This is a genomic window from Streptomyces sp. NPDC017993, from assembly GCF_044328065.1.
Taxonomy (GTDB): domain Bacteria; phylum Actinomycetota; class Actinomycetes; order Streptomycetales; family Streptomycetaceae; genus Streptomyces.
Genome location: NZ_JBIRGO010000004.1, coordinates 14132 through 38580 on the forward strand (window position 1 = coordinate 14132; position 24449 = coordinate 38580).

The 24449-nt window shown below is 72.4% G+C and carries 19 protein-coding genes; 9 read left to right on the forward strand and 10 right to left on the reverse strand.

The features are described 5' to 3' along the window. The first annotated feature begins 108 nt into the window (after nucleotides 1-108). From xylB to ACH4FH_RS07530, 5 genes are all read left to right on the forward strand, one after another. Complete coding sequence (xylB, locus tag ACH4FH_RS07510) at nucleotides 109-1539, forward strand: xylulokinase (RefSeq protein WP_398554811.1); 1431 nt, start codon at nucleotides 109-111, stop codon at nucleotides 1537-1539. A 99-nt stretch (nucleotides 1540-1638) separates the two neighbouring features. Continuing rightward, nucleotides 1639-2958, forward strand: coding sequence for an ROK family protein (locus ACH4FH_RS07515; RefSeq protein ID WP_398554812.1), 1320 nt, complete (start codon nucleotides 1639-1641; stop codon nucleotides 2956-2958). Nucleotides 2959-3117: 159 nt separating this feature from the next. After that, entirely contained in the window at nucleotides 3118-4527 is a 1410-nt protein-coding gene (locus ACH4FH_RS07520) for a family 2B encapsulin nanocompartment shell protein (RefSeq protein WP_398554813.1), read from the forward strand. A 307-nt stretch (nucleotides 4528-4834) separates the two neighbouring features. Further along, the gene (locus ACH4FH_RS07525; RefSeq protein WP_398554814.1) at nucleotides 4835-6250 is read left to right on the forward strand and encodes a family 2B encapsulin nanocompartment shell protein; all 1416 of its coding nucleotides are present in this window, start codon (nucleotides 4835-4837) and stop codon (nucleotides 6248-6250) included. A gap of 240 nt (nucleotides 6251-6490) precedes the next feature. Beyond that, nucleotides 6491-7102 carry an N-acetylmuramoyl-L-alanine amidase gene (locus ACH4FH_RS07530; RefSeq protein ID WP_398554815.1) on the forward strand — a complete coding sequence of 204 codons (612 nt, stop codon included), beginning with the start codon at nucleotides 6491-6493 and terminating at the stop codon, nucleotides 7100-7102. A 61-nt stretch (nucleotides 7103-7163) separates the two neighbouring features. Here the strand turns inward: ACH4FH_RS07530 and ACH4FH_RS07535 are convergent, their stop codons facing one another. After that, a complete protein-coding gene (locus tag ACH4FH_RS07535; RefSeq protein WP_398554816.1) occupies nucleotides 7164-8021 on the reverse strand; it encodes a phosphatidylinositol-specific phospholipase C/glycerophosphodiester phosphodiesterase family protein in 858 nt (285 codons plus the stop codon). A gap of 67 nt (nucleotides 8022-8088) precedes the next feature. Between ACH4FH_RS07535 and ACH4FH_RS07540 the strand changes: the two genes are divergently transcribed. Continuing rightward, the gene (locus tag ACH4FH_RS07540; RefSeq protein ID WP_398554817.1) at nucleotides 8089-9333 is read left to right on the forward strand and encodes a phosphodiester glycosidase family protein; all 1245 of its coding nucleotides are present in this window, start codon (nucleotides 8089-8091) and stop codon (nucleotides 9331-9333) included. 291 nt (nucleotides 9334-9624) lie between these two features. Here ACH4FH_RS07540 and ACH4FH_RS07545 read toward each other — a convergent pair whose 3' ends face one another. Beyond that, complete coding sequence (locus tag ACH4FH_RS07545; RefSeq protein WP_398554818.1) at nucleotides 9625-9819, reverse strand: hypothetical protein; 195 nt, start codon at nucleotides 9817-9819, stop codon at nucleotides 9625-9627. A 330-nt stretch (nucleotides 9820-10149) separates the two neighbouring features. Between ACH4FH_RS07545 and ACH4FH_RS07550 the strand changes: the two genes are divergently transcribed. Together ACH4FH_RS07550 and lysX are read left to right on the forward strand one after the other, a co-directional pair. Then, complete coding sequence (locus ACH4FH_RS07550; protein WP_398554819.1) at nucleotides 10150-10680, forward strand: Ig-like domain-containing protein; 531 nt, start codon at nucleotides 10150-10152, stop codon at nucleotides 10678-10680. Between the two features lie 277 nt (nucleotides 10681-10957). Further along, nucleotides 10958-14272: a bifunctional lysylphosphatidylglycerol synthetase/lysine--tRNA ligase LysX gene (gene lysX, locus ACH4FH_RS07555; protein ID WP_398554820.1), complete on the forward strand. Its 3315-nt coding sequence runs from the start codon at nucleotides 10958-10960 to the stop codon at nucleotides 14270-14272. Between the two features lie 125 nt (nucleotides 14273-14397). On the opposite strand, the gene ACH4FH_RS07560 is transcribed toward lysX, so the two are convergent. Genes ACH4FH_RS07560 through ACH4FH_RS07580 form a run of 5 tightly spaced genes read right to left on the reverse strand, consistent with a single transcriptional unit; the run spans nucleotide 14398 to nucleotide 20592 of the window. Beyond that, complete coding sequence (locus ACH4FH_RS07560) at nucleotides 14398-15456, reverse strand: 2-hydroxyacid dehydrogenase (protein WP_398554821.1); 1059 nt, start codon at nucleotides 15454-15456, stop codon at nucleotides 14398-14400. Nucleotides 15457-15491: 35 nt separating this feature from the next. Then, nucleotides 15492-16118, reverse strand: a complete 627-nt coding sequence (locus ACH4FH_RS07565) for a histidine phosphatase family protein (protein WP_398554822.1) — start codon at nucleotides 16116-16118, stop codon at nucleotides 15492-15494. Further along, on the reverse strand, nucleotides 16115-17629 hold the full coding sequence (locus tag ACH4FH_RS07570; protein ID WP_398554823.1) for an FGGY-family carbohydrate kinase: 1515 nt from the start codon (nucleotides 17627-17629) through the stop codon (nucleotides 16115-16117). The genes ACH4FH_RS07565 and ACH4FH_RS07570 overlap by 4 nt, the downstream gene beginning before the upstream one ends. Then, nucleotides 17622-19253 carry an FGGY-family carbohydrate kinase gene (locus tag ACH4FH_RS07575; protein ID WP_398554824.1) on the reverse strand — a complete coding sequence of 544 codons (1632 nt, stop codon included), beginning with the start codon at nucleotides 19251-19253 and terminating at the stop codon, nucleotides 17622-17624. Before ACH4FH_RS07575 ends, ACH4FH_RS07570 begins: the two co-directional genes overlap by 8 nt. A 13-nt stretch (nucleotides 19254-19266) precedes the next feature. Continuing rightward, nucleotides 19267-20592, reverse strand: a complete 1326-nt coding sequence (locus ACH4FH_RS07580) for an MFS transporter (protein ID WP_398554825.1) — start codon at nucleotides 20590-20592, stop codon at nucleotides 19267-19269. 253 nt (nucleotides 20593-20845) lie between these two features. On the opposite strand from ACH4FH_RS07580, the gene ACH4FH_RS07585 reads away from it, so the two are divergent. Next, complete coding sequence (locus tag ACH4FH_RS07585) at nucleotides 20846-21634, forward strand: DeoR/GlpR family DNA-binding transcription regulator (RefSeq protein WP_398554826.1); 789 nt, start codon at nucleotides 20846-20848, stop codon at nucleotides 21632-21634. 41 nt (nucleotides 21635-21675) lie between these two features. Here ACH4FH_RS07585 and ACH4FH_RS07590 read toward each other — a convergent pair whose 3' ends face one another. From ACH4FH_RS07590 to ACH4FH_RS07600, 3 genes are all read right to left on the reverse strand, one after another. After that, nucleotides 21676-22182 (reverse strand): hypothetical protein, encoded by a 507-nt coding sequence (locus ACH4FH_RS07590; RefSeq protein ID WP_398554827.1) that lies wholly within the window; start codon nucleotides 22180-22182, stop codon nucleotides 21676-21678. Nucleotides 22183-22273: 91 nt separating this feature from the next. Then, nucleotides 22274-22735 (reverse strand): acyl-CoA thioesterase, encoded by a 462-nt coding sequence (locus tag ACH4FH_RS07595; protein WP_398554828.1) that lies wholly within the window; start codon nucleotides 22733-22735, stop codon nucleotides 22274-22276. Nucleotides 22736-22897: 162 nt separating this feature from the next. Beyond that, a complete protein-coding gene (locus ACH4FH_RS07600; protein ID WP_398554829.1) occupies nucleotides 22898-24127 on the reverse strand; it encodes a S1 family peptidase in 1230 nt (409 codons plus the stop codon). Nucleotides 24128-24449 lie beyond the last annotated feature (322 nt).

A 24449-nucleotide genomic window follows, 5' to 3' on the forward strand; every position in this document is an offset into this window, starting at 1 on the left:
GTCAACGCTCTTTACAAATTCTGTCGCGGCCAAACTAATATGCGACAGCACACCGGGGAACCCCCTGGGACCGAGAGCGTGGAACAGCACCCGACAAGGGAGAGCGCGATGGGCGCACAGTCAGCGGGACCGCTCGTCGTCGGCGTGGACAGCTCCACCCAGTCCACCAAGACGCTGGTCGTCGACGCGGAAACCGGGGAGGTGCTCGCCCGGGGACAGGCCCCGCACACCGTCAGCGGCGGCGACGGCAAGGAGAGCGACCCCAACCAGTGGTGGCGGGCGCTGGGCGAGGCGCTGGACCAGTGCGGGGACGCCGCGCGTCAGGTCTCCGCCCTGTCCGTCGGCGGCCAGCAGCACGGCCTGGTCGCGCTGGACGCGGCGGGCGAGCCGGTGCGGCCCGCGCTGCTGTGGAACGACGTGCGGCCGGCTCCGCAGAGCGAGCGGCTGATCGAGGAGCTGGGCGGCGCGAAGGCCTGGGCGGAGCGGGTCGGGAGCGTGCCGGGTCCCGCCTTCACGGTCGCCAAATGGGCCTGGCTCCGGGCGAACGAGCCGGCGGCGGCCGCCGCCACCGCCGCGGTACGGCTGCCGCACGACTACCTCACCCAACGCCTTACCGGCCAGGGTGTCACCGACCGCGGAGACGCGTCGGGGACGGGCTGGTGGGCGTCGTCCACCGAGTCCTACGACGCGGAGATCCTGGAGCACGTGGGGCTCGCCCCGGGAGCGCTGCCCCGGGTCGCGCTCCCCGGCGAGGCCGCCGGCACCGTGCGGAGCGACGAGCTGCCGCTCCCCCGGGGCGCGCTGGTGGCCGCCGGTACCGGCGACAACATGGCGGCCGCCCTCGGTCTGGGGCTTCGCCCCGGACAGCCGGTGCTGAGCCTGGGCACCTCGGGCACGGTCTACGCGGTCTCCGCGCACCGGCCCGCCGACCCGACCGGCACCGTCGCGGGCTTCGCCGACGCGCGCGGCGACTGGCTGCCGCTGGCCTGCACCCTGAACTGCACGCTCGCCGTGGACCGGGTGGCGGCGCTCCTCGGCCTCGACCGGGAGGCGGTCGAGGCCGGCGGCGGCGCCGTGATGCTGCCCTTCCTCGACGGCGAACGCACCCCGAACCTGCCCGGCGCCTCGGGCCTGCTGCACGGGCTCCGGCACGACACCACGGCGGGCCAGCTGCTCCAAGCGGCGTACGACGGCGCGGTGTTCACCCTGTTGCGGGCTCTGGACCGGGTGCTGGACGCGGACGCCGCGGCGGACACCCCGCTGCTGCTGATCGGCGGCGGAGCGAAGGGCCGCGCGTGGCGGGAGACCGTACTGCGGCTGTCCGGCCGCCCGGTGGTGGTGCCCGAGGCGCAGGAGCTGGTCGCGCTCGGCGCCGCGGCGCAGGCGGCCGGCCTGCTGCTGGGCGAGGACCCTGCGGCGGTGGCGCGCCGGTGGAGGACGGCCCGCGGCGCGGAGTACGAGGCGCGGGAGCGCGACGACGCCGCCTGCGACCGGCTGGCCGCCACCCTCGCCGACGGTGAGGCGCTTCTGCGGCGGTGAGCCAGGCTCACCGCCGCCGAGAACCCCGCTGCGCACCCCGACGGGCCGCGATATCCACCCCGCAGGCCGCGCCTGCGCCGTTCGTTCGAGGAGACCACCGTGACCGCGTCCGGCGGCGACACCCAGCACGGCATACGCCGGCGCAATCTGGCGAGAGTGCTGCAAGCGGTGGCGGCCGAGGGGCCGCTCTCCCGGGCGGGCGCCGCGGCGCGCATCGGGGTGACCCGGGCCGGGGTCGCGCCGCTCGTCGACGAGCTGCTGCGGGCCGGTCTGCTGGTGGAGACCGGCCGGGCGACGCCGAGCGGACGGGGCAGACCGGGCAGTGAACTCGCGGTCAGCGACCGCGGGCCGGCCGGTATCGGCGCCGAGATCGGCGTGGACCACCTGGCCGTGTGCGCGGTCGATCTGCGCGGCAGGGTGCGGGCGCGAGCGGCGACCGAGGCCGCCAACCGGCACAGCGCACCCGGCCCCGTGCTGCACCAACTGTCGGCGCTGCTCGCGGGAGTGGCGGCGGAGATCGCCGCCGAGGGGCTGCATCCGGCCGGTCTGACGGTGGCGGTGCCCGGCCTGGTCGCCCGCGGCACTGCGACCGTCGTGCACGCCCCCAACCTCGGCTGGCGGGAGGTCGACCTCGCCCCGGCCCTCGCCACCGCGCTCACGCCGGCCCCGGTACGACCCGACTCCCCCGAGGCTCCTGCCGACTCCGGCCCGTCCGTCCCGCTCGGCGTCGAGAACGAGGCGAACCTCGGCGCGCTGGCGGAACTACGACTGGGCGGCGGCCCGGACGGGCTTGCCCCACCGCCGGACTTCGTCCATGTCTCGGCCGAGATCGGCATCGGTGCCGCGGTGGTGGTCGACGGCCAACTCCTTCGCGGTGCACGAGGGTTCGCGGGCGAGCTGGGCCATGTGCCGGTGTACCCGGACGGCCTGCCGTGCGACTGCGGCGGCCGCGGCTGCCTGGAGCAGTACGCGGGCGAGGAGGCGGTGCTGCGGGCCGGGGGGCTCACCCCGGAGCGGGCGGCGGCCGAACATCCCGGCCCCGGGGCGCGCAGCGCCCTGCTCGCGCGCCGCGCCACCGCCGGGGACGCGGCGACCGTGCGAGCGCTGGCCGAGGCGGGCACGGCACTGGGCATCGCGCTCGCCGGGACGGTGAACCTGCTCGATCCCCGTGCGGTGGTCCTCGGCGGCGCGCTGGCCCGGCTGGCGCCATGGGTGCTGCCCTCGCTGGAGCGGGAGTTGACCCTGCGCACGGCCGTCGCGACGACTCCCGACCGGCCCGGCCGCCCCGCGGTCGCGGTGTCCCGGCTGGGTGCCGACGGACCGCTCCTCGGGGCCGCGCACACCGCACTGCGGGCGGTTCTCGACGATCCGGTAAATGCGTGCGCCCCGCCACACTCTCCCCCCGCCCGATTCCGCTAAACCTTTCCACGGAATGTGATTTCCATGCCACTCCATCGAGTGATTGTGTTGATAAAACGAACACCACTATCTTCGGTTGAGCGGGCTGTCGGCGAACACCCTTGAAATTGGCCTTCGTATCGGCTGCCCCGCACCGTTCGACGAGATAGGCGGAGCACTGTGACGATTGCCGAAGAGACGTTATCCGGAAGCGCTGAAGAAGCCCCTCATTCGAGTCTGAGCACCACCGCAGCGCGGAATTTGGCGACAACCACCAAAACCGTGCCGCAGATGCAGGGCGTCACTTCCCGCTGGCTGCTGCGGCTGCTGCCCTGGGTTCAGGTCTCCGGCGGCACCTATCGCGTCAACCGCCGGCTCACCCACACCGTCGGCGACGGGCGTATCGATTTCGATATCTCCGGCACCGATGTCGCGATCATCCCCGAGGAACTGCGTGAGCTGCCCGCGCTGCGGGACTTCACCGACACCGAGGTGCTCGGCGCACTCGCCGGACGCTTCACCCAGCAGGAGTACGCACCGGGCGAGTTGATCGCCGAGGCCGGTGCCGCCGGCGACCGGCTGGTGCTGATCGCCCACGGCAGGGTGGACCGCATCGGCGCCGGCAAGTACGGCGACACCACCGTGCTGGAGGCGCTGGCCGGCGGTGACCACCTCGGTGACGAGGCACTCACCAGCCCGGACGCCACCTGGCCGTACAGCTACCGCGCGGTGACGCGGGTGACCGTGATGTCCCTGCCCCGACAGGCCGCGCAGGAGATCGCCGACCGGTCGACCGAGTTGCGCGAGCATCTCGACACGGCCGGTCAGGGCCCCGTGCTGCCGACGAACGCCAGCGGGGAATCCGCGGTGTCCGTCGCCTCGGGCCACCACGGAGAAACCTCCCTGCCCGGGACGTTCGTCGACTACGACCTGGCCCCCCGCGAGTACGAACTCAGCGTCGCGCAGACGGTGCTGCGCACCCACACCAGGGTCGGCGATCTCTACAACGACCCGATGAACCAGGTCGAGGAACAGCTCAAGCTGACCATCCAGGCGCTGCGCGAGCGCCAGGAACACGAAATGATCAACAACCGCGAGTTCGGGCTGCTGCGCAACGCCGATCTCCAGCAGCGCATCCGCACCCGCTCCGGTCCCCCCACCCCCGACGACCTCGACGACCTGCTCGCGACGGTCTGGAAGGACCCGGGGTTCCTGCTCGCCCACCCCAGGGCGATCGCCGCGATCGGCCGGCAGTGCAGCGCCCGTGGCCTGTACCCGACGGCGGTCGACTTCATGGGGCACTCGCTGCCGTCGTGGCGCGGAGTACCGATCTTCCCGTGCAACAAGATTCCGGTGACGAAGGACCAGACGAGCTCCATTCTGCTGATGCGCACCGGCGAGGAGAAGCAGGGCGTGGTCGCGCTGCACCAAGCGGGAATTCCCGATGAATACGAGCCGAGCCTTTCGGTGCGTTACATGGGAATCGACGAGCGGGCCATCACAAAATATTTGGTCAGTGCCTACTATTCGGCGGCCGTGCTGGTGCCGGACGCCCTGGGGGTTCTCGAAGACGTGGAAATCGGCCACTGATCCAAGCGCGCGGGAAGGCAGAGCGCCCCGTGCGCCCGTCGCCCCGACATCGGGACGCGGCGGTGCACCGCCGGCACCGCCGCGCACCGAAGCCGGCCGGGAAGGCTTCAACCCCACCGTGACACCGGGCTCAGCCCCTCCTGTCGAACGGTCCCGGCCCGCCTCCGAACACAGCAGCACCGGCAACCAGAGCGGCGTCAACCAGAGCGCGGGCGGACTCCGGCATGCCCCGGCCGAGTCCACAACACCCCTGACTCACCCAGCACTTCAGCACCTCCAGCACTGACAAGAACAGGTGAACTTCTTCATGACCACATCGGTGGACCCGACGTCCGGCCCGCAGGCCTCCGACATCGAGCAGAACCGTTCCAGTCTGGGCACCGCGGCGGCGCGCAAGCTCGCGACGACGACCAAGACCCCGCCGCAGATGCAGGGGATCTCGTCCCGCTGGCTGCTGCGCGTCCTGCCCTGGACGCAGGTCTCCGGCGGTACGTACCGCGTCAACCGCCGCCTCACCCACACACTCGGCGACGGGCAGGTGGAGTTCGTCAACACCGGCGCCGAGGTCCGCGTGATCCCCATGGAGCTACGGGAAATCGCGCCGCTGCACAGCTTCGAGGACACCGCGACGCTGGAGGCGCTGGCCGACCGGTTCGTCCAGGTGGAGTTCGTCCCCGGTGACGTCCTCGCCGAGAAGGGGCAGCCGACGGACCGCGTCCTGCTGATCGCGCACGGCAAGCTGAACCGGATCGGCACCGGCAAGTACGGCGACGAGACGGTGCTGGGCGTGGTGGCCGACGGCGCCGCCCTGGGCGAGGCGGCACTGCTCAATGGGGACGGGGTGTGGGAGCACTCGCTCCGGGCGGTGACCCGGGGCACGGCCCTGGCGCTGCCGCGCAGTGAGGTCGAAGCGCTCCTGGGCCGCTCGGACGGGCTGCGCGACCATCTCGAGAACTACCGCTCCGCGCTGGTGCCGGCGCAGAACAAGCACGGCGAGGCGGCCATCGACCTGGCCGCGGGCCATGTCGGCGAGACGTCCCTGCCGGGCACCTTCGTCGACTACGAGCGGGCGCCACGGGAGTACGAACTCAGCGTCGCGCAGACCGTGCTGAAGATCCACTCGCGGGTCGCCGACCTCTACAACGACCCGATGAACCAGCTGGACCAGCAGCTGCGGCTGACCGTGGAGGCGCTGCGCGAGCGCCAGGAACACGAGATGATCAACAACCGCGAGTTCGGACTGCTGCACAACGTCGATCTCAAGCAGCGCTTCCACACCCACAGCGGCCCGCCCACCCCGGACGACCTCGACGAGCTGATCTCCCGGCGCCGCAAGACGCAGTTTCTGCTGGCGCACCCGCGGACGATCGCGGCGATCGGGCGGGAGTGGAACGCCCGCGGTATCTATCCGAGCGGGGCGGAGGTCGACGGGACGCCGGTCCGCGCGTGGCGCGGCATCCCGCTGCTGCCGTGCAACAAGATTCCGATCAACCCGGACCAGACCAGCTCGATTCTCGCGATGCGTGTCGGCGAGGAAAACCAGGGCGTGGTCGGCCTGCACCAGATCGGCCTCCCGGACGAGTACCAGCCCGGTCTCTCGGTGCGTTTCATGGGCATCAACGAGCAGGCGGTCATCAACTATCTGGTCAGCGCCTACTACTCGGCGGCGGTCCTGGTACCGGACGCGCTCGGCGTCCTGGAGGACGTAGAGATCGGTCACTGACCGGCGCGGGCTCCCACCCGGGTGCCGCGACCCTCGCTCGGCCTTCCGAGCCGGGGGATGCGGTACCCGGGTGACGCCCGATCAGGTGTCTTTCATTTCTGACCTGCACAGTTCCTCCTTTGGTCGAGCCCATTGGCAAACTGACCATTCCCTTGGCAGGGCCTGTCGTGTTGCGCATCATGAACGCATCGATGTGCGTGACATGTACGCGACCATCTTCGGTCCTTGTCAGGAGTTCACATGGAACCCGACCGCCATCACCCGGCCCGCCGGCGCCTGCTCACCGGCGCCGCCGCGCTCGCCGCCGCCACCGCGCTCGCCCCGCTCACGACGGCCACCGCCCGCGCCACCCCGTCCGGCACCGCGGGCTATCCCCCCGTCCACTGGACCCCGGCCAGCACCTCCAACTACACCGCCGCCAACCGCCCGACGCAGTACTCGATCGAGTGCGTCGTGGTGCATGTGACGCAGGAGACCTACGCCGACACCATCAAGCTCTTCCAGGACCCCGGCCACAAGGCTGCCGCGCACTACGTCGTTCGGTCCGCCGATGGCTACATCGGCCAGTGCGTACGGGAGAAGGACGTCGCCTGGCACGCCGGCAACTGGGACTACAACACCCGGAGCATCGGCATCGAGCACGAAGGCTGGGTCGACGACCCGACGTGGTTCACCGACGCCCTGTACGAGCAGTCCGCGCTGCTGACCGCCGCCATCTGTGACCGCTTCAAGATCCCCAAGGACCGCGCGCACATCATCGGGCACGTCGAGGTGCCCGGCGCCGACCACACCGACCCCGGCCAGTTCTGGGACTGGGCGCACTACATGGAGCTCGTGACCGCCGCCCGGTGAGCGGACGCCGGGCGGCTTCCCGGCCACCGCGGCGGCACCCGCCCAGGACGGCGCAAGGGGATCAGCGCGTGGCGCGTAGGAAGCGCTCCAGGCCCGGCAGATCATCCGAGTTGAGGTGGTCGACCCCGGCGTCCAGCAGCGCCCGCCACACCGCCTCGCGCTCGGGACCGGCCGTGTCCGGCGTCGCCCAGAAGCGCAGCCGGCGGCGCTCGGCGTGCGCTGCGGCAGCCAACTGCCGCAGCGCGGCCCGCTCGTTCTGAGGCATCGGCCCGGCGCCCTGCCAGCGGAAGGTGTCGGTCCAGGACGCGGAGACCAGCGGGACGAAGGAGGCGGGAGCCGCGGTCCCCAGGTCCTCCGGGCGGCCGTCGTAGAAGGCGTGGCGCACCCGCTCGGCCTCCATGGGGGCGCGGGCGGCGCGGTCACCGGAGACCACCGCGGTGACCGGCCCGCCGTGGACCCGACCGGCGGTGCATCCGCTCAGCAGGTCGCGGTAGCGGTGCAACACCCGGGCCAGGGCGTGGTAGGTCGGGGCTCCGGCGGTCTTGATGTCGATCAGCAGTTGGAGCGAGAGGCGGTGTCCCCGGTAGACCGACCCTCCGTTGGCGTGAATGCGCCGGCGCAGCGGGTCGAGATAGAGCGACTCCAGGGTGCGCGCGGGGTCGAGATCCGCCTCCTCGTGGGCGACCAGAAGACGACCGCCGACGAGCCAGATGTCCGCCTCCACGCTGCCGAAGCCGTGGTCGAGGGCGTCCAGCAGGGGGCGGGGGTGCTCGTAGTCGTTGTGCGCGTGGGCGCTCCGCAGCGGTGCGGGGACGGCCGCGCCCGCGTCGTGCTCACGTGCGGAGGCGGGCGCGGTCAGGCCCGCGGCGAGGGCGGAGGCGATCGACACGACGACCGTACGGCGGGTGTGCAGATTCATGACATCTCCGGGTCATAGTGAACGTCTTAGACACATGGGACAGTTGGCAGGACGTCAGGGGGGGCTCGTGAAGCTTCGATTCGGTCGGGTTCGCGCGGTACTGACAGTGCTGGTGGCTTGGGGTGTCCTGGCCGGCGGCGCGGTGGCGGGCGGAGGGCCGGCGACCGCCGCGCCGGACACCCTCCGCCGTTCGGATGCCGTGCCGGTGGCGCCCGGTGTGGAGTACGAAGAATTCCGGATGACGGTGCCGCGTGGCACGGTGCACGGACATCTGCTGACGGTCGATCTGGCCGATCCGCGGGTCTCGACGGACCTGCTGTATCCGGGGGCGGTCGGCGCGCGGTCGCCGGTGTCCGAACTGGCCGACGCGCGAGATGCGGTGGGCGCGGTCAACGGCGACTTCTTCCACATCTCCGAGACCCAGCACCCGGGCGTCGAACCGACCGGCGCCCCGGTCGGCCCCGCCGTCTCGTCCGGGCGGCGGCTCAAGGGCGCGGTGCCCGACGGCCAGCGTTTCGGGCCGGCGATGCCGCCCGGGGCCACCACCGAGGACGTCATCGGGGTGGGCCACGACGGCCGCGCGCGGCTGGACCGGTTGGCACTGCGCGGTGCGGTGCGGACCGCCGAGGGACAACTGCCGCTGCGCGGGCTCAACCAGTACGCGCTGCCGGTGGACGGTATCGGGGCGTATACGGAGCGGTGGGGCCCGGCGTCGCGGGTGCGGGCGACCTGTGGCACGGACACCGACCGGGCGGCACCGTGCAGCACGCGGACGGCGGAGGTCACGGTCCGGCACGGGCGTGTGGCGGCCATTGAGGAGCGGCCGGGCGGCGGCGGGGTCGAGCCGGGGAGCGTGGTGCTGGTGGGCCGGGAGGAAGGGGCGCGGCGCCTGAGTGCGCTGCACGTCGGTGAGCCGGTGAGCATCAGCCACCGACTCGTGGGCCGGAGCCCGGGCCCGCTGCGGTTCGCGGTCGGCGGCTTTCCGATCGTCCGGTCCGGGCAGCCGGTGGCAGGAGTGGACACGGTCACCGTGGCGGTGCGCACCGCCGCGGGCACAGGTGAGGGCGGCCGGGTGCTGTATCTCATGGCGCTCGACGGGGCGAGCGGTCAGACCGGCCTGACGGTGCGGGAACTGGCCGAGCTCATGGCCCGGTTGGGGGCGCGGGACGCGCTGGACCTGGACGGTGGCGGGTCCTCCACGCTCGTCACCCGCGAGCCTTACGACCCGGAGGTCACGGTGCGCAACCATCCCTCGGGAGGCATGGAGCGGCCGGTGCCCAACGCGATCGGGGTCTTCTCCCACGACGACTGACCGCCGCTGGGGGACGCGGCGGTCCGAAGGTCCCGAGTGGCGGGGCCGCGGGGTCGGCTGCCGGACGGAGGGCGTCAACTGCGGGAGCCCGCACGCGTACCGGGTCGCACGGCGAGGACTTCAGGTGCACGGCGGCCACGCGCCGCCGTTCCCGACGCACGACGGCGCCCCCGAGCACAGCGGCGCCCGGCGGCGCACTCGGGGAAGGGTAGGGCGCCGCCCCCGCTGCCGGCGTCCGTGAGCGTGCCGGACGGCGGCGGACCGGCGCGCCGTTCCGGTACGCCGCGGCCGTCACGGGCGCACGCTGCTCACCACATCCGCGGCGCCGGACAGCCCGTTGTGGATGTCGGGCGCGAGGCTGCTGCTCGCCAGGTAGAAGCCGAGCAGCCCGCACACCACGGCATGCGAGAACTTCAGCTTCCCGCTGCGCAGAAAGATCACAGTCAAGATCACCAGCAGCACGACGACCGAAATGGAAATAGCCATGGCACACCCTCCTCGACCGCCGCCCGAACGGGCGGCAATGGGCGGCCAGTTTGGCGTATTTCAGGGTATGTCCGGTTGGAGTCCGGGTAGTCCGATCAGGTGATCACTGCGGGTCACCGAGCGGAGACGGCCGCATTTCCGCCGCCACCGACCGCCCACCGACAGCTCGGACGCGCACCCTCGGTCGATGCGACCCACGGCGTTCCACCGCCGCACACCCCCGCACCGAAGTGGCGTGGATCACATCACCCCCTGCAACGAGGCATCGGGATCGGCCGTCTTAGCGATCGACATCACCGCCCCACCCGTACCGCCGACCGAGAGCCGCCCATGATCTTGTTCCCCACACTCCGCCCTTCGCGGCCCTCCCCCCGGCTGCGCGCCACGCTCGCGCTGATACCGCTGGCCGGTCTCGGCGCGCTCACGGCGTGCGGCGGCAGTGCGGCGTCGGCGTCCGCGGGGGACGCGGTGCAGGTGGGGCTGGGTGCCGCGAACGGCACCAGGACGGTGCAGGCCGGGGACAGGCTCCGGGTGACCGCGGCCGGCGGAGTGCTGACGGACGTGACGGTGACCGACCCGAAGGGCCGGCAGCTGGCCGGCCGGCTCGGGGAGCACGCAACGGCGTGGACCTCCGACGCGAGGGCCTCGGCGGCCACCAAATACTCCGTCGTCGCCCGCACCAGGAACGACCGGGGCGACACCGGCGAGGCCAAGGAGTCGGTGACCACGGCCGCGGCGGCGAAGCTCAACAGGCAGATGACCGGCGGCGAGGGCACGTCCGGCCAGGAGCGCATCGACCGGCATACCGGGACGATCCGCCGTCCGCCGTCCGCCGAGTCCGAGAGGCGGATCGAGCCATGAACTCCGCGACGGCAGCGCACACGGCGCCCCGTGAGGTGAACTCCACGGGTCGCACCGGTGGCCGTCGCCGGTGCACCGGCACGACCGATGCGGGCGCGGGGCGGCCGTATGGCAAAGTCCACGTGGGTGATCCGTACGGGGTCACCGGATCCTCCGTACGAGGGAAAGCCGGCGCGGCCATCGGGATCGGAGACTGGATGGTCGACCGGTTCCGATGGCAGAGCAAGAGCGCCCTCTCGTCGACCAGCTGACCGCTTTCAAAGCCTAATGTGACGGAATGAGCACCGTGCAGGACCAGGACCAACTTACGGGGTGGCCGCGCTTCCGGCGTCGTGTCCCCAATGGCTTCGCCATCGTCTTCAGTGTGTTGGGGCTCTTCTGCGCCCTGACGGCGCTGATCGGGCCTCTGCGGCGCGGCCTCCACCCGGTGATCTACTGGCTGGACACCCTTACCATCCCGGTGGCACCGAACTTCGCGTACGCGGCGTTCCTCTTCCTGCTGGCCGCGGCGATGACCGCGCGTAAACGGGTCGCCCTGTGGTTCGTGGTGGCCTACATGCTGCTGGTCTCGCTCGCGGACGCGCTGTTCCTTGCCGCGGGATACTGGGAGTTCGCGTTCTCGCTGGTGCTCTGCGCCGGAGCGCTCCTGCTGCTGCTCGTCTCGCACCGCGAGTTCTACGCGATCACCCGTCGCGGGGCGTTCCTGCGGGCCACGCTGGTGCTGGCCGCCGGTCTGGTGGCCGCGGTACTGATCGGCTGGGGCCTGGTGGCCCTCGCCCCCGGCTCGTTGGAAGCCGGCGGCGCGAACCGCCTGCTGTGGGCCGCCAACCGCGTCTGCGGCGGGCTGGTCGGCGGTCGGCTGATCGAGGGGCACCCGCCGCACTGGATCGTCACCGTGCTCGGTCTGCTCGGTGCGCTGGCGCTGCTGAACGCCGCCGCCGCGCTGTTCCGTTCGCAGCGCATGGAGGCGGCGCTGCACGGCGACGAGGAGTCCCGGATCCGGGCGCTGCTGGCCCGTTACGGCAGCCAGGACTCCCTGGGCTACTTCGCCAGCCGTCGCGACAAGGCCGTGGTGTTCTCCCCCAGCGGCAAGGCTGCCGTCACCTACCGTGTCGAGGCCGGCGTCTGCCTGGCCAGCGGTGACCCGGTCGGTGACCGGGAGGCGTGGACGCCCGCCATCGAGGCCTGGTTGGAGGTCGCCGTTCGCTACGGCTGGCAGCCCGCCGTGATGGGAGCGAGCGAGGACGGCGCCAAGGCGTTCGCCCGCAGCGGTCTGGGCGCGCTCCAGCTCGGGGACGAGGCGATCCTGCACGTCGCGGGCTTCGACCTGGACGGCCGCGAGATGCGGGTGACCCGTCAGGCCGTGAACCGCGTGGAGCGCAGCGGCGCCACGTTCCGGGTGCGTCGCCACTCCGCGCTCTCCGACGAGGAGATGCAGGAGGTCATCCACCGTGCGGACGCCTGGCGCGACACCGAGACCGAGCGCGGCTTCTCGATGGCGCTGGACCGGCTGGGCGACCCGGAGGACGGTGACTGCCTGCTGGCCGAGGCGTTCGACGGCGACGGCAACATGATCGCGCTGCTGTCCTTCGTGCCCTGGGGCACCGACGGCATCTCGCTCGACGTGATGCGCCGCGACCGCAGCGCGCCCAACGGCGTCATGGAGTTCATGGTCGCCCGGCTCTGCGGCCAGGCGGGGCAGCTCGGGGTGCGGCGCATCTCGCTGAACTTCGCGGTCTTCCGGTCCGCCTTCGAGGAGGGCGCCCGGATCGGTGCGGGTCCGGTGCTGAAGTTCTGGCGCAAGCTGCTGCTGTTCTTCTCCAAGTGGTGGCAGCTGGAGGCCCTCTACCGCTCCAACGCGAAGTACAACCCCGAGTGGTATCCACGGTTCCTGTGCTACGCCGACGCCGGTGCGCTCGCCCGGATCGGCCTGGCCTCCGGTATCGCCGAGGGTTTCGTGGCCGTACCGAGCCTGGGCAAGCTGTGGGGCAAGGGGCACAAGAAGCGGATGCTGGCACCGGCGAGCACCGCCGGTCTGCCCTCGCTGCACGAACTGGGCCTGGTGCACACGCCCGCCACCGAGGAGGAGCAGCGGGCGCAGGAGCTGGCCGCGCTGCCCGAGCAGGTGCGGGTGCGTCACCGCAAGCTGGAGCGGCTGCGGGAGGACGGCACCGACCCGTATCCGGTGGGCGTGCAGCGTACGCACACGCTCGGCGAGGTGCGCGGGGAGCACCCGGACCTCGCGGCCGGTGACCGTACCGGCAAGACGGTGAGCGTCGCCGGACGGGTGTTGCTCGCGCGGGACCACGGCGGTGTGCTCTTCGCGGTGCTGCGCGACTGGTCCGGCGATCTGCAGATCGCGCTGACCCGCGACGGCAGTGGCAGCGAGCTGCTGGACCGCTTCGGGACGGATATCGACCTCGGTGACCATGTCGAGGCCGAGGGCGAGGTCGGCGCGAGCGACCGCGGCGAGTTGACGGTGTTCGTGACGCGGTGGCGGCTGACGGCGAAGTGCCTGCGCCCGCTGCCGGACAAGCGGCGCGGCCTGTCCGATCCCGAGGCCAAGGTCCGGCAGCGCTACGTGGACCTGGTGGTCTCGCCGGACGCGCGGGAGACGGTGCGGGCCCGCAGCACGGCCGTGCAGGCGCTGCGCCAGGGGTTGATCGACCGCGGTTATCTGGAGGTCGAGACGCCGATGCTCCAGCAGATCCACGGCGGTGCCAACGCCCGGCCGTTCCACACGCACATCAATGCCTACGACCTGGATCTGTATCTGCGCATCGCGCCGGAGCTGTATCTCAAGCGGCTGTGCGTGGGCGGTATGGAGAAGGTCTTCGAGATGGGGCGGACGTTCCGCAACGAGGGCATCTCCTACAAGCACAACCCCGAGTTCACGATGCTGGAGGCGTACCAGGCGTTCGCCGACTACGACGTGATGCTCGATCTGACCCGTGAGCTGATCCAGAGCGCGGCGGTCGCGGCGTTCGGCAGCGCCACCGCCCGTAAGGCGGACGACAAGGGGCGGCTCGTCGAGCACGACATCTCGGGGATCTGGCCGGTGAAGACCGTCTACGGCGCGATCTCGGAGGCGCTCGGCGAGGAGGTCGACGCGGACACCAACCCGCGGGTGCTGCGGCGGCTGTGCCACGCCTCGTCGGTGCCGGTGAAGCCGGAGATGAGCCGCGGTGACCTGGTGCTGGAGATGTACGAGCGGCTGGTGGAGGAGCGGACGACGCTGCCGACCTTCTACAAGGACTTCCCCACCGAGGTCTCCCCGCTGACGCGTCAGCACCGGGTCGACCCGCGGCTCGCCGAGCGCTGGGACCTGGTCGCGTTCGGCACCGAACTGGGCACCGCCTACTCGGAGTTGACCGACCCGGTGGAGCAGCGGCGGCGGCTTACCGCGCAGTCGCTGTTGGCGGCGGGCGGTGACGTGGAGGCGATGGAGCTGGACGAGGACTTCCTCCAGGCCCTGGAGTACGCGATGCCGCCGACCGGTGGTCTGGGGATCGGCGTGGACCGGCTGGTCATGTTCCTCACCGGCCTGTCGATCCGCGAGACGCTGCCGTTCCCGCTGGTGCGGCGCCGCTGAGAGCGACACCGTGAACGACCGCCCGCGGCCCCTCGAAGACGGGGTCGCGGGCGGTCGGCGTTTGCGGCAGGTGGCCGCGGGGGCCGGGGCGTTCCGGCCGGCAACGGGCGGAAGGTGACGTGGCGTCAGTCGGTGGTGGCCGCCCACCGGTCCAGCACCTCGGGGTTGGCGCAGTGCGCCAGCGGCTCGCCGCGCAGATAGCGGCCGACCTCTCCGGCGACGATCCGCGCGGCCTTGTGCGCGACTTCCTGGCTGCCGCCCGCGATGTGCGGGGTGAGGACCACCCCGGGGACGGTCAACAACCGGGAACCGGCCGGCAGCGGCTCCTCGGGGAAGACGTCGAAGCCCGCTCCGGAGAGCTGTCCGGATTCCAGCGCGTCGCAGGCGGCGTCGTAGTCGAGCAGGGCGCCGCGGGCGCAGTTGACCAGAACGGAGCCGCGCGGCATCGCGGCGATCTGCGCGCGGCCGATCATGCCCTTGGTCTCGTCGGTGACGCGGGCGTGCAGGGAGACGATGCGGGAGCGGCGGAGCAGGTCGTCGAGGGTGACCTGCTCGGCGATGCCGGCCAGTGCCTCGGGCCGCACGTAGGGGTCGTGGACGAGGACGTGGGCGCCCATGGCGGTGAGGACCTTCGCGACGCGGCTGCCGATGGCGCCGAATCCGATGAGGCCGACGGTGGCACCGTCGATCTCGATGCCGCAGTTGTCGTAGTCGTAGTAGTCGCCGCGCCAGGTGCCCCGGCGCAGATCGGTGTGGGTGTCACCGACGCCGCGGGCGGCGGCGAGGAGCAGGGTGAGGGTGTGCTCCGCGGTGGCGGTGGCGTTGCGTCCCGGGGCGTTGCAGACCGCGACACCGTGGCGCGTGGCGGCGTCGAGGTTGGCGTTGACCGGGCCGCCGCGGCTGGTGCAGAACAGCTTCAGGTCGGGGCAGTTGGCGAGGATGCGCTCGGTGAGCGGGCCGTGCTCGGTGACGCAGATCTCGACGCCCTGGAGCGCCTCGATCATCTCGTCCTCGCTGCCGGATGCCTCGATGACCTCGCCGACCGGTCCGAACGGCGTGTGCGGCCAGGGGAATTGCAGCTCGCGGACATCAAGTGGCGTGTCCCCGGCCGCGGTGCGCACGGCCTCGGCGAACAGGCTCGGGCGGATGAAGTGGTTGCCGGCGGCGAGGACGGGGGTGCTCATGCGTGTTTCTCCTGAAGTGGCGGTGCGGGGGAAGGTCAGTGGAGTGCCGGGCTCTGCGCCATGGCGGGAACGTTGAAGCGCAGCAGCGCGGTCCGTCCGTCCTCGACCCGGATCTCGGTGAGGGCGCCGTTGTGCAGCTGGGGGAAGACCCGCCGGTAGTCGGCGAGCGGGATGCCCAGCAGATGGCAGAGCAGCAGCCGTACGAGGGTGGAGTGGGCGACCAGAAGAATCCTGCCGTGAGGCTGCTCGCGGGCGATGTCGTGCAGAGCGGCGGCCGCGCGCTCCGCGGCCAGGCGCGGGTGTTCACCACCAGGCAGGTGGCTGTCCACCGGGTCGGCGAGGAAGGCCGCGAGCTGCTCCGGGAAACGCCGGCGCATCTCGTCCCTGGTCAGCCCCTCGCCCTCGCCGAAGTCGACCTCGCACAGCCGCTCGTCGATGCGCGCGGCAAGGCCGCAGCTGTGGGCCGCCGGCTCGGCGGTGAGTCGTGCCCGGGACAGCGGGGAGCTCCAGATCGCGGTGAGGCCGGCGGTGCCGGCCCAGTCGGCGAGCGTCGCCGCCTGCTCGCGGCCGTGCGCGGTGAGGGGTACGTCGCTGCGCCCGGCGTAGCGGTTCTCCGCATGCCAGACGGTCTCGCCGTGGCGTACCAGGATGAAGTCGGTCACTGCGTGGCCCTCCTGCGGGCGTGTGCGGCCACGGCCTCGTCGAGATGGCCGCGGCGGGTGAGTTCGTCGATGAAGCGGAGATAGGCGGGCAGGTAGCGGGCGGTGCGGGCCGGTGCCGGCTGGATCTCCTCGCCGATGCGGACCATGGCGGCGGCCGCGTCCTGGAGGCCGATGCCGGAGGAGGTGGCGGCGAGTACGGCCATGCCGATGGCGCCCTCGGCCTGTGCGGGCAGGCGTACCGGTCGTCCGAGGACGTCGGCGCGCAGCCGGCACCAGTAGGCGTTGCGGGCGCCGCCCCCGGTGTAGGTGAGCGGCCCGTCGACGGGGGCGCCGAGGTGGTGGAGATAGTCGAAGCAGAGGCGTTCCAGGCAGGCGACGCCGAGCAGGTGGGCGTGGAATTCCGCGGCGCGGGTCGGTACGTCGCCGAGTACGAAGGGCTCCGCGTCGGGGGCGCGGAAGGGAAAGCGTTCGCCGCCCGCGGAGACCAGGGGGTAGGCCACCGCGTCCGCGTCCAGGGCAGCGGCCTGCTCGGTGAGCGCGTCGAGGTCCTCGCCGGGGAAGTGCCGGGAGAGGACGCCCGCGCCGCTGCTGGAGGCGCCGCCCGGCAGCCAGTTGCCGTCCGGCCCGCGGTGGCAGTAGACCACCCCCGCCGGGTCGCGGATCAGGTGCGGGCTGCTTCCCTTGAAGACGAGGGTGGTGCCGAGGACCACGTTCCAGGCGCCGGGGGCGAGTGCTCCGGCACCGATCTGGGCGGCGCAGCCGTCGGTCATGCCGGCGACGATGGCGGTGCCCGCCGGGATACCGGTGGCCTCCGCGGCCTCGGGGCACACGGAGCCGAGGACCGTGCCGGGGCGTACGACGTCCGGCAACATCCCCTCGGGGATATCGAGTTGCTTCATGACCTGGTGCGGCCAGCGTTCCTCGACGAGGTGGTAGCCGGTCTTGAGGGCGTGACTGGCGTCGCTCGGGACCTGGTGGCCCGCCAGCCGCCAGGTGATCAGGTCGACCTGGTGCAGCAGCCGCATGCCCGCGCCGGCCGCCGGGGCGCTCTCGGGGGCGAGGTCCAGGAGGCGGCGGAGCTTGGGCAGTGCCCAGGACGGCTGCATGGTGCGGTAGCCCAGCTCCCGCCAGACCGCTTCGCCCGCCTCGCTGACGGCCACGGCCTGCTCGGCGGCGCGCCCGTCGTCGTACATCTGGCCGGGTGTCAGCGGGGTGCCGGACGCGGCCGCGAGGAGGATCGTCCCGGAGGTGCCGTCGACTGCCAGCCCTCGGATCCGCCGGGTGTCGATGCCGTCCAGGGCCTCGCGGCAGGCGGCGGACAGCGCGGTCCACCACTGTTCGGGGTCCTGCTCGTGGCGCTTGCCCTCGCGGTGGCTGGTGAGCGGCCGGGAGGCGGCGGCGAGGAGCCGGCCGGTGCCGTCGACGGCGACGCAGCGGGCGCTCTGGGTGCCGAGGTCGAGGCCGAGCCAGACGCCGTCGAGGGTGGGTCCGGTGGTGCGGGGGTCAGACACGGGGGCCTCCGGGAGCGGTGCCGGTGGGGCGGTTCGAAGTGCCGGCGGCGGGCGTGCCGGGGGCGGCGCCCGGAAGCGGGTGGCCGGCGGGCTGCGCCGGCGGCTCCCCTCCGGACTCCGCTCCCCCGCCACCCCTCCACACCGCGCCGCCGCGCCAGCCGGACTCCCGGACCAGCGCCCGCCGGTCGAGGAAGTCTTCGTAGAGGGCGGTGTAGAACTCGGCACGTTCCGGATCGGGCTGCCAACTACGCTGCATATGGACGTACTTGTCCGCCGCCCGGTGCATGCTGCTCTCGGCGCCGGAGCGCACGAGACCGGTCAGGAAGGCGCCCTTGGCGCCCAGTTCGGTGTCGCCGGAGCGAGCGGTGGGCACTCCCGTGGCGTCGGCGATCAGCGCGCACCAGGCGTCGCTGTTGGCGCCGCCCCCGCACAGCCGCAGCTCACTGATGTCCGTGCGGGCGGCGGCCAGCGAGTCACGCAGGACCAGCGAGAGTCCGTCGAAGACGGCGCGGGCCATGTCGGCGCGCGAGTGCTCCAGGGACAGGCCCCAGAAGGATCCGCGGGCGCCCGGGTCGAGAAACGGCGCGCGCTCGCCCGCCGGGGACAGGTAGGGCAGGAACAGCAGTCCGCGGGCGCCCGGCTCGGACCGGAAGGACAGCTCCGCCAGTTCGGGTGGCCCGGACAGGCCGAGCATGCGTGCCGCCCAGCCGAGCACCTCGGCACCGTTGAGTGTGGGGAAGGCACGCAGCACCCGCTCGCGGCCGCGGTAGGCGATGTTGATGCCGGACGGCTCCCCGCCGGTGTCGACGTCGGTGCGGACGATCTCGGTGCACAGCGTGGTGCCGAGGATGCTGCACGCCTGGCCGGGGTTGACCACACCGACACCGCGGGCGGTGGCGGCGATGTCGTACGGCGCCATCACGACGGGCAGCCCGGCCGGCAGCCCCAGTTGGCCCGCCGCCTCGCCGGTGATCTCGGCGATCCGCTCCGACTCCCCCAGCACGGTGGGCAGCAGCCGCTCGTAGGCGGTGAGGCCGAAGAGGTCGAGGATGTGCGGGTCGTAGTCGCCGGTCGCGTGGTCGAGGAACGGCGCGGAGGCATCCGACTCGTCGCTCGCGCGGACCCCGGTCAGGCGCAGGAAGAGCCAGCCCGCGGCGGTGAGGGAGGTGCTGGAGCGGGCCAGGCGGTCCGGGTCGTGGGCGGCGAGCCAGCTGAAGAGGGCGTTGGGCATGCCGGCGCAGGTGAGGGAGCCGTTGCGGCGGAAGGCCGCTTCCAGGACGCCGTCGCGCTGCCAGCCGGCGACCAGCTCGCCGGCCCGTCCGTCGTTCCACAGGATGGCGGGGCCGGTGGGGCGGCCCCGGTCGTCGACGAGCCAGGCGCCGTCGCCCTGTGCGGTGAAGGACACCAGCCAGACCGGGTCGGACAACTCCGCCAGGTCGGACAGCACGCTGCGGACGGTGAAGACGACGGCGTTCCAGACGGCTTCCATGTCCTGCTCGGCCCAGCCGGGCTGCGGCCGCAGCACTTCGGTGGCCTGGCGGGAGACCGCGATCTCGGCGCCCCGGTCGTCGAAGACGACCGACTTGATCATCGAGGTGCCGACGTCAATGGTCAGTACGGACATCAGTGAGGTCCTTTCACGCCGGGGCCGAGGCGGGGGCGGGATCGCCGTCCGGCCGGGCGTCGCCGGACCGGACGCCGGTGCCGTCCGCGTCCGCCGTGCCCGACTCGTCGGGCAGCTTCAGGACGAAGGAGAGCACGGTGCTCACCGCGTACATGCCCGCGAAGATCCAGACGACCCCTTCGAGGCCGAGCGGGCCGGCGAAGGCGGCGACGACGGCGGGGCCGACGAAGGTGCTCGCTCCCGCACCCAGGTTGAGCGCGGCCAGCGCCTGCCCCTTGTGCCGCGGCTCCAGCGAGGGCACCAAAGCCGAAAGCGGTACATATCCTGCCAGCGTAGCCCCGTAGAAGGCGGCCACCACGAGCGCGAGCGGGAAGTTGGCGCCGGCCGCGTTCGGGACGTAGAAGAGCAGCAGGGTGCTGAGGGTGCAGCCGGCGCCGCCGAACCAGCCGATGGTGCGGCGCCAGCCGAACCGGTCGCCGACGACGCCGAACAGCAGGTTGGCGAAGATGTTGGTCGCGAACATCGCGCTGAGCAGGTGCAGCCACTCGGTGAGGGTGAAGCCGACGGTCCGTGTGAAGTGCAGCGGCATGATCACGAAGAAGCCGAACTGCGAGGCCGTGTTGATGACCCGCACGAACGAGCCCACCCCGACCCGCGGGTTGCGCCACAGGATGGTGACACTGCCCAGGAGGGTGGCGAGCGGCCCCTCGTCCTCGGCCCGCTGCCGCTTGCCGCCCCGGTCGTCACGGACGAGCAGCAGGGCGATCAGTCCGCCCGCCGCCACCAGCACCAGCGCGGCCCACAGGGTGGCGTAGGCGCCGATGTGCGGGATGAGGCCACTGGCGACCAGCGAGCCGAGCGTGGGCAGACCGCCGGTGAAGGCGAACCAGAACCAGCCCATGGCCGTACCGAGGCGGGCCCGCGGCGCCACTCCGGCGATCCAGACCAGGAACCCGTAGGCGAAGAGCGGGTACCCCAGGCCGCGCAGGCCGTACCCGAGCATCATCAGCGGATAGCTGTCCATGGGGATGGCCGCGGTGAGGAAGAGCAGCTGGAAGACGGCCCAGATGCCCAGGCCGACCCACATGACACGGCGCGGGCCCCACAGGTCGGACAGGACACCGGAGAGCCAGGCGGCGATGGCGGCCGCGACCCCGTAGACGGTGAAGAGCAGCGCGACCCGGGAGTCCGAGACGCCCTCGTCGCTCAGGTAGGGCGAGAGATAGCCGGACTCGACACCGTCTCCGATCATGAAGAGGAGCAGCCCGAGGTATCCCCAGGCGAGGGTAGGTGGAATGCCCAGGCGTGTGATCAATGAACGCGGAGAGGTGTTCTTCATCGAATCTCCCGTGTGTGCGGCGGCGGGCCGAAGGGATGGATGCTGCGAGGGAACAGCTCGGCCGAAACGGGAGTCAATGGCCGGGAATTTCTTCCCATCGCGGCGGCGACCTGCCGTGTTGCGTCCGCCGGGAGCCGCACGCGGGGACCGCGGCGGCGGGCCGCGGTACGTTAAATCCGTGCGAACATAACGCGGCGAATTCACACGCCGTGCCGCGCACACGCGGGGCACGGACCCCCGAGGGAGCGGTGCCATGGACCGGGTCGAGGCCCAGGAGGAGCGGCGGCGACGGATGCGTGAGGCCGTCATCGCACGCGGCTTCGTACGCACCGCGGACCTCGCGGAGGAGTTCGCCGTCAGCCTGATGACCGCGCACCGTGATCTGGACGCCCTGCAGGCGCAGGGCTGGCTGCGCAAGGTCCGCGGCGGGGCGACGGGGCTGCCGTCGGCGCAGTTCCACGGCAGCGTCGCGGAGCGGATGGCCACCATGGCGCAGACCAAACAGCTGCTGGCGCGGGCCGCCGCGACGCTGCTGGTTCCCGGGCAGACGGTGCTGCTCGACGACAGCACGACGTGCCTGCTGCTGGCGCACCAGGTCGCCGAGCACACCCCGCTGACCGTGATCACCAACTCGCTGCCGGCCATCACCACCCTGGCGAAGGAGCCGGGCATCTCCCTGATCACCCTCGGCGGTGCGTACTTCCCGGCGTACGACGCCTTCATGGGGCTGCACACCGCGGACGCCGTCCGGGCCTTCCGCGCCGATGTCCTGTTCCTGTCCACCACCGCCGTCACCAACGGCCGCTGCTACCACACCTCGCCGGAGACGGTGCAGGTCAAGCGGGCGATGATGGAGAGCGCGGCACGCCGGGTGCTGGTCGCGGACCACACGAAGTTCACCAAGGACGGGCTGTACGCGCTGGCGCCGCTGACCGACTTCGATCTGCTGATCGTGGACGACGGGCTGGCGCCCGACCAGGTGCGGGCGGTGCGGGCGGGCGGCACCGAGGTGATGGTGGTGCCGTCCCGCGGCCAGGGGTGACGGGTGCGTGACCGGCCGCGCCCGCCCGGCCTGTCAGCCCCTCACAGCTGATGGAGCCACGCCACGAGCAGCACCGCCCCGGCCGCGACCAGCAGGAGGGACAGCGGCAGGTGCCGGCGGCGGGGCGGGGATCCGGCGGACGCCGGCTGGTCGTGGGAGCCCAGAGCGACCAGTACGCGCAGCAGCCACACGGCAGCCACGACGACCGGCACGGCGAGCGCGGCGTGTGCCGCCCAGGCACCCGCCAGCGTCGGTCCGCCCCAGGAATGCCGGTAGTCGTGCGCGTCCACCAGCGGGTACAACGCGCCGTTGACCGCCGCCTGCGCGCTGATCAGGACGATGAACCAGGCCACGAGCCCGAGGCCGACGGCCGGCAGAGCCGACAGCGCGTCGGCGAACCGGCCCCTGGACAGCTCACGGAGGAACCGGCCGGCGGACACCGGCAGCAAGGTGATTCCCCGCCCGACCGTCGCCAGGCCGGGCCTGCCCACGGTCTTCGCCACGAACTCCCGGGCGGGCGTGCCGGGTGACTGCTGCGTGCGCTCCATGTCTCCACGATCACAGCCGCCGGGCGCCGGATCGATGGGGTCAGCACGAAGGTCGTGGGTGGGGTTGTCCCCCGCCGGTGCGCGGCGTGCGTCAATCAGCGGCGAGCCCGAGCAGTGTGGGGTCGGTGGCCAGTTCGCGGAAGGTCTGCCGCGGGTCCGTGAGCAACTTGCGCGCGGTCAGGTCGAGCAGTCCGCCGACGGCGCTCACCTCGGCGGCCACCGTTCCGTCCGCCTTGCGGACGATCTGCTCGATCCGGAAGGTCTTGCCCTCGCCCCAGACGAACGCGCAGCTCACCTCCACCTCGTCACCGGCCCGCAGCTCCCTGCGGTAGCGGATTGTCGTCTCGACCGTGACCGGGCCGACCCGCCGGTCGACCAAGGTGCTCTGCCGGATGCCGCTCGCCTGGAGCAGCGACCATCGGGCGTGCTCGGCGTACTGCAGATACACGCTCTGGTTGAGGTGGCCCTGGGTGTCCGTCTCGTATCCGCGGACGGTGACGGGCACCGCGAAAGGCTGCGCCGCGTCCGCCGCGGTCCTGGGCACATCTGCCACGATCTCTCCCGCTCCCCGTGGGCGTGCCACAGGGCGGGCACGCCGGACCGAATGGGTCTCCGGCGGCCCATCGTAGGCACAGGCGATCACCGACGAGGCGGCAATGTCGCCGGTCGCCCCCGCCGCTCGCCCGGCGAAGCCTTCCCCCACGGGCGGGCTCGCTCAGGAGGTGCCGGTTTTCAGAGTGAGGTCCCACTCGGCGAGGGCCTCTTCGACCGGCTGGAAAATGGTGAGGGTGTCGGAACTCGCGCTGTCGCAGGTGGCGCTGCCGCCGCCGGAGTGCAGTCCGACGGCCTTCGGTGCGCCGGGCTGGGTGACGTACGAGCCGCCCGAATCCCCCGGCGCGGAGCAGGCGTTGGTGTACGAGAGCCCGTCGATGGACACCGAGCCGTAGTCCACGGTCTGGTCGACCCGGGTGACCTCGCCGCACCGCCAGCCGCTGGCCTGCCCGGAACGGCAGACCGAGGTGCCCTCCACGCCCTCCTGCGAGCCGGTGACGGCGACCGGGGTACCACCCTGCCCGGCCACGTTCGGACTCAGGCTCCAGCCCGGCCGGTCCACCGCGACCAGGCCGAAGTCGCCGTCCGGCCCGTTGACGCTGTGCCGGCCGTCCTCGTTGGACGTGCCCAGGCGGCTGTCGTCCTTGCCGTAGGCGGGCTGGTCGGGGTCGTCGGTGCAGTGACCTGCCGTCAGGAAGCCCCGGTAGCCGTCCGGGCCGGTCACCGAGAAGCCGATCGAGCAGATGCCTTCCTTGCCCGGCATCCATTTCTCCCCGCCGACGATCTTCCCGCCCTGCTGACGCGGCGACTGGTCGCTGCGTTCGATCCGGACCGGGATCGAGGCGCGGGCGGCGAGGGAGCGCACCTCGCTCTCGAAGGCATCGGTCCGCGCGGTGCGGGCCGTGCGGTCTACGCGCACGACGACCCCGTTGGCGCGCCCGTCCACGCCCCAGCCGGTGACGCCCGGCACGCCGTCGCCGGCCTTCCCGTCGATCTGCGCCACCAGCGCGGTGAGTTCGGCCCGGCTGTGCTTGACCGTCCGGGCCAGCGCTCCGGCCGCCCGTACGCGGTCCGCGTCGCCCGCGGCGGTGACCGCGACGACGAGCTTGCCGGTCACCTTGTCGAACCACATCCCGGCAGCCGGCGCGGTCAGGACCCGGCGCACCGCGACGGCCGTGCGCTGCGCCTCGGCCTCCTGTGCGAGCCGCCGGCGTGCCTGCTCCGGAGTCAGCCCCAGGTCCCGGCGCATCGCGTCGAGCATCCCGCGGGAGGAGGGCTGGGGTGTCGGGTCGGGCTGCGGCGCGGCATGCGCCTGGGGGAACGGGCCGACGGCAGCCATGAGGGCGGCCACGGTCACGCCCCAGAGAGCTGCCTTGCGAAAGCGGCGTTGCATCGGAGGGTCTCCTCGCGGGTCGAGAACACGTCGGATCCGGCGTGTTGAGCCTGCTCGACCTCGCCGCGTGCGGCATGAGGGAGATTCCTTGCATGATGACCCGGTGACGCCCGACGCCCGTGGCCAAGTCCCCGGGCCCCCGGGCCCGGACGTCCTCCGCCGGCTCCCGGAGGCGCTCCAAGGTGTCCCCTGCTCGGCCGCCCGCCATCCGGGAGCGGGGGCACCCGAATGCCGGTCGCCCGCCGCGGCCAAGTGCGGGAGCCGAACCGGCGGGCCTGACAGAGGGCGCGAAACTGCGGGCGCTACGCGTACGCGGTGTGGC

Excerpts from the sequence above, each read along its gene's own strand:
- xylB (WP_398554811.1), top strand. The coding sequence starts at position 109 with ATGGGCGCACAGTCAGCGGGACCGCTCGTCGTCGGCGTGGACAGCTCC.
- ACH4FH_RS07525 (WP_398554814.1), top strand. The coding sequence starts at position 4,835 with ATGACCACATCGGTGGACCCGACGTCCGGCCCGCAGGCCTCCGACATC.
- ACH4FH_RS07530 (WP_398554815.1), top strand. The coding sequence starts at position 6,491 with ATGGAACCCGACCGCCATCACCCGGCCCGCCGGCGCCTGCTCACCGGC.
- ACH4FH_RS07535 (WP_398554816.1), bottom strand. The coding sequence starts at position 8,021 with ATGAATCTGCACACCCGCCGTACGGTCGTCGTGTCGATCGCCTCCGCC.
- ACH4FH_RS07545 (WP_398554818.1), bottom strand. The coding sequence starts at position 9,819 with ATGGCTATTTCCATTTCGGTCGTCGTGCTGCTGGTGATCTTGACTGTG.
- ACH4FH_RS07550 (WP_398554819.1), top strand. The coding sequence starts at position 10,150 with ATGATCTTGTTCCCCACACTCCGCCCTTCGCGGCCCTCCCCCCGGCTG.
- lysX (WP_398554820.1), top strand. The coding sequence starts at position 10,958 with ATGAGCACCGTGCAGGACCAGGACCAACTTACGGGGTGGCCGCGCTTC.
- ACH4FH_RS07560 (WP_398554821.1), bottom strand. The coding sequence starts at position 15,456 with ATGAGCACCCCCGTCCTCGCCGCCGGCAACCACTTCATCCGCCCGAGC.
- ACH4FH_RS07575 (WP_398554824.1), bottom strand. The coding sequence starts at position 19,253 with ATGTCCGTACTGACCATTGACGTCGGCACCTCGATGATCAAGTCGGTC.
- ACH4FH_RS07580 (WP_398554825.1), bottom strand. The coding sequence starts at position 20,592 with ATGAAGAACACCTCTCCGCGTTCATTGATCACACGCCTGGGCATTCCA.
- ACH4FH_RS07585 (WP_398554826.1), top strand. The coding sequence starts at position 20,846 with ATGGACCGGGTCGAGGCCCAGGAGGAGCGGCGGCGACGGATGCGTGAG.
- ACH4FH_RS07590 (WP_398554827.1), bottom strand. The coding sequence starts at position 22,182 with ATGGAGCGCACGCAGCAGTCACCCGGCACGCCCGCCCGGGAGTTCGTG.
- ACH4FH_RS07600 (WP_398554829.1), bottom strand. The coding sequence starts at position 24,127 with ATGCAACGCCGCTTTCGCAAGGCAGCTCTCTGGGGCGTGACCGTGGCC.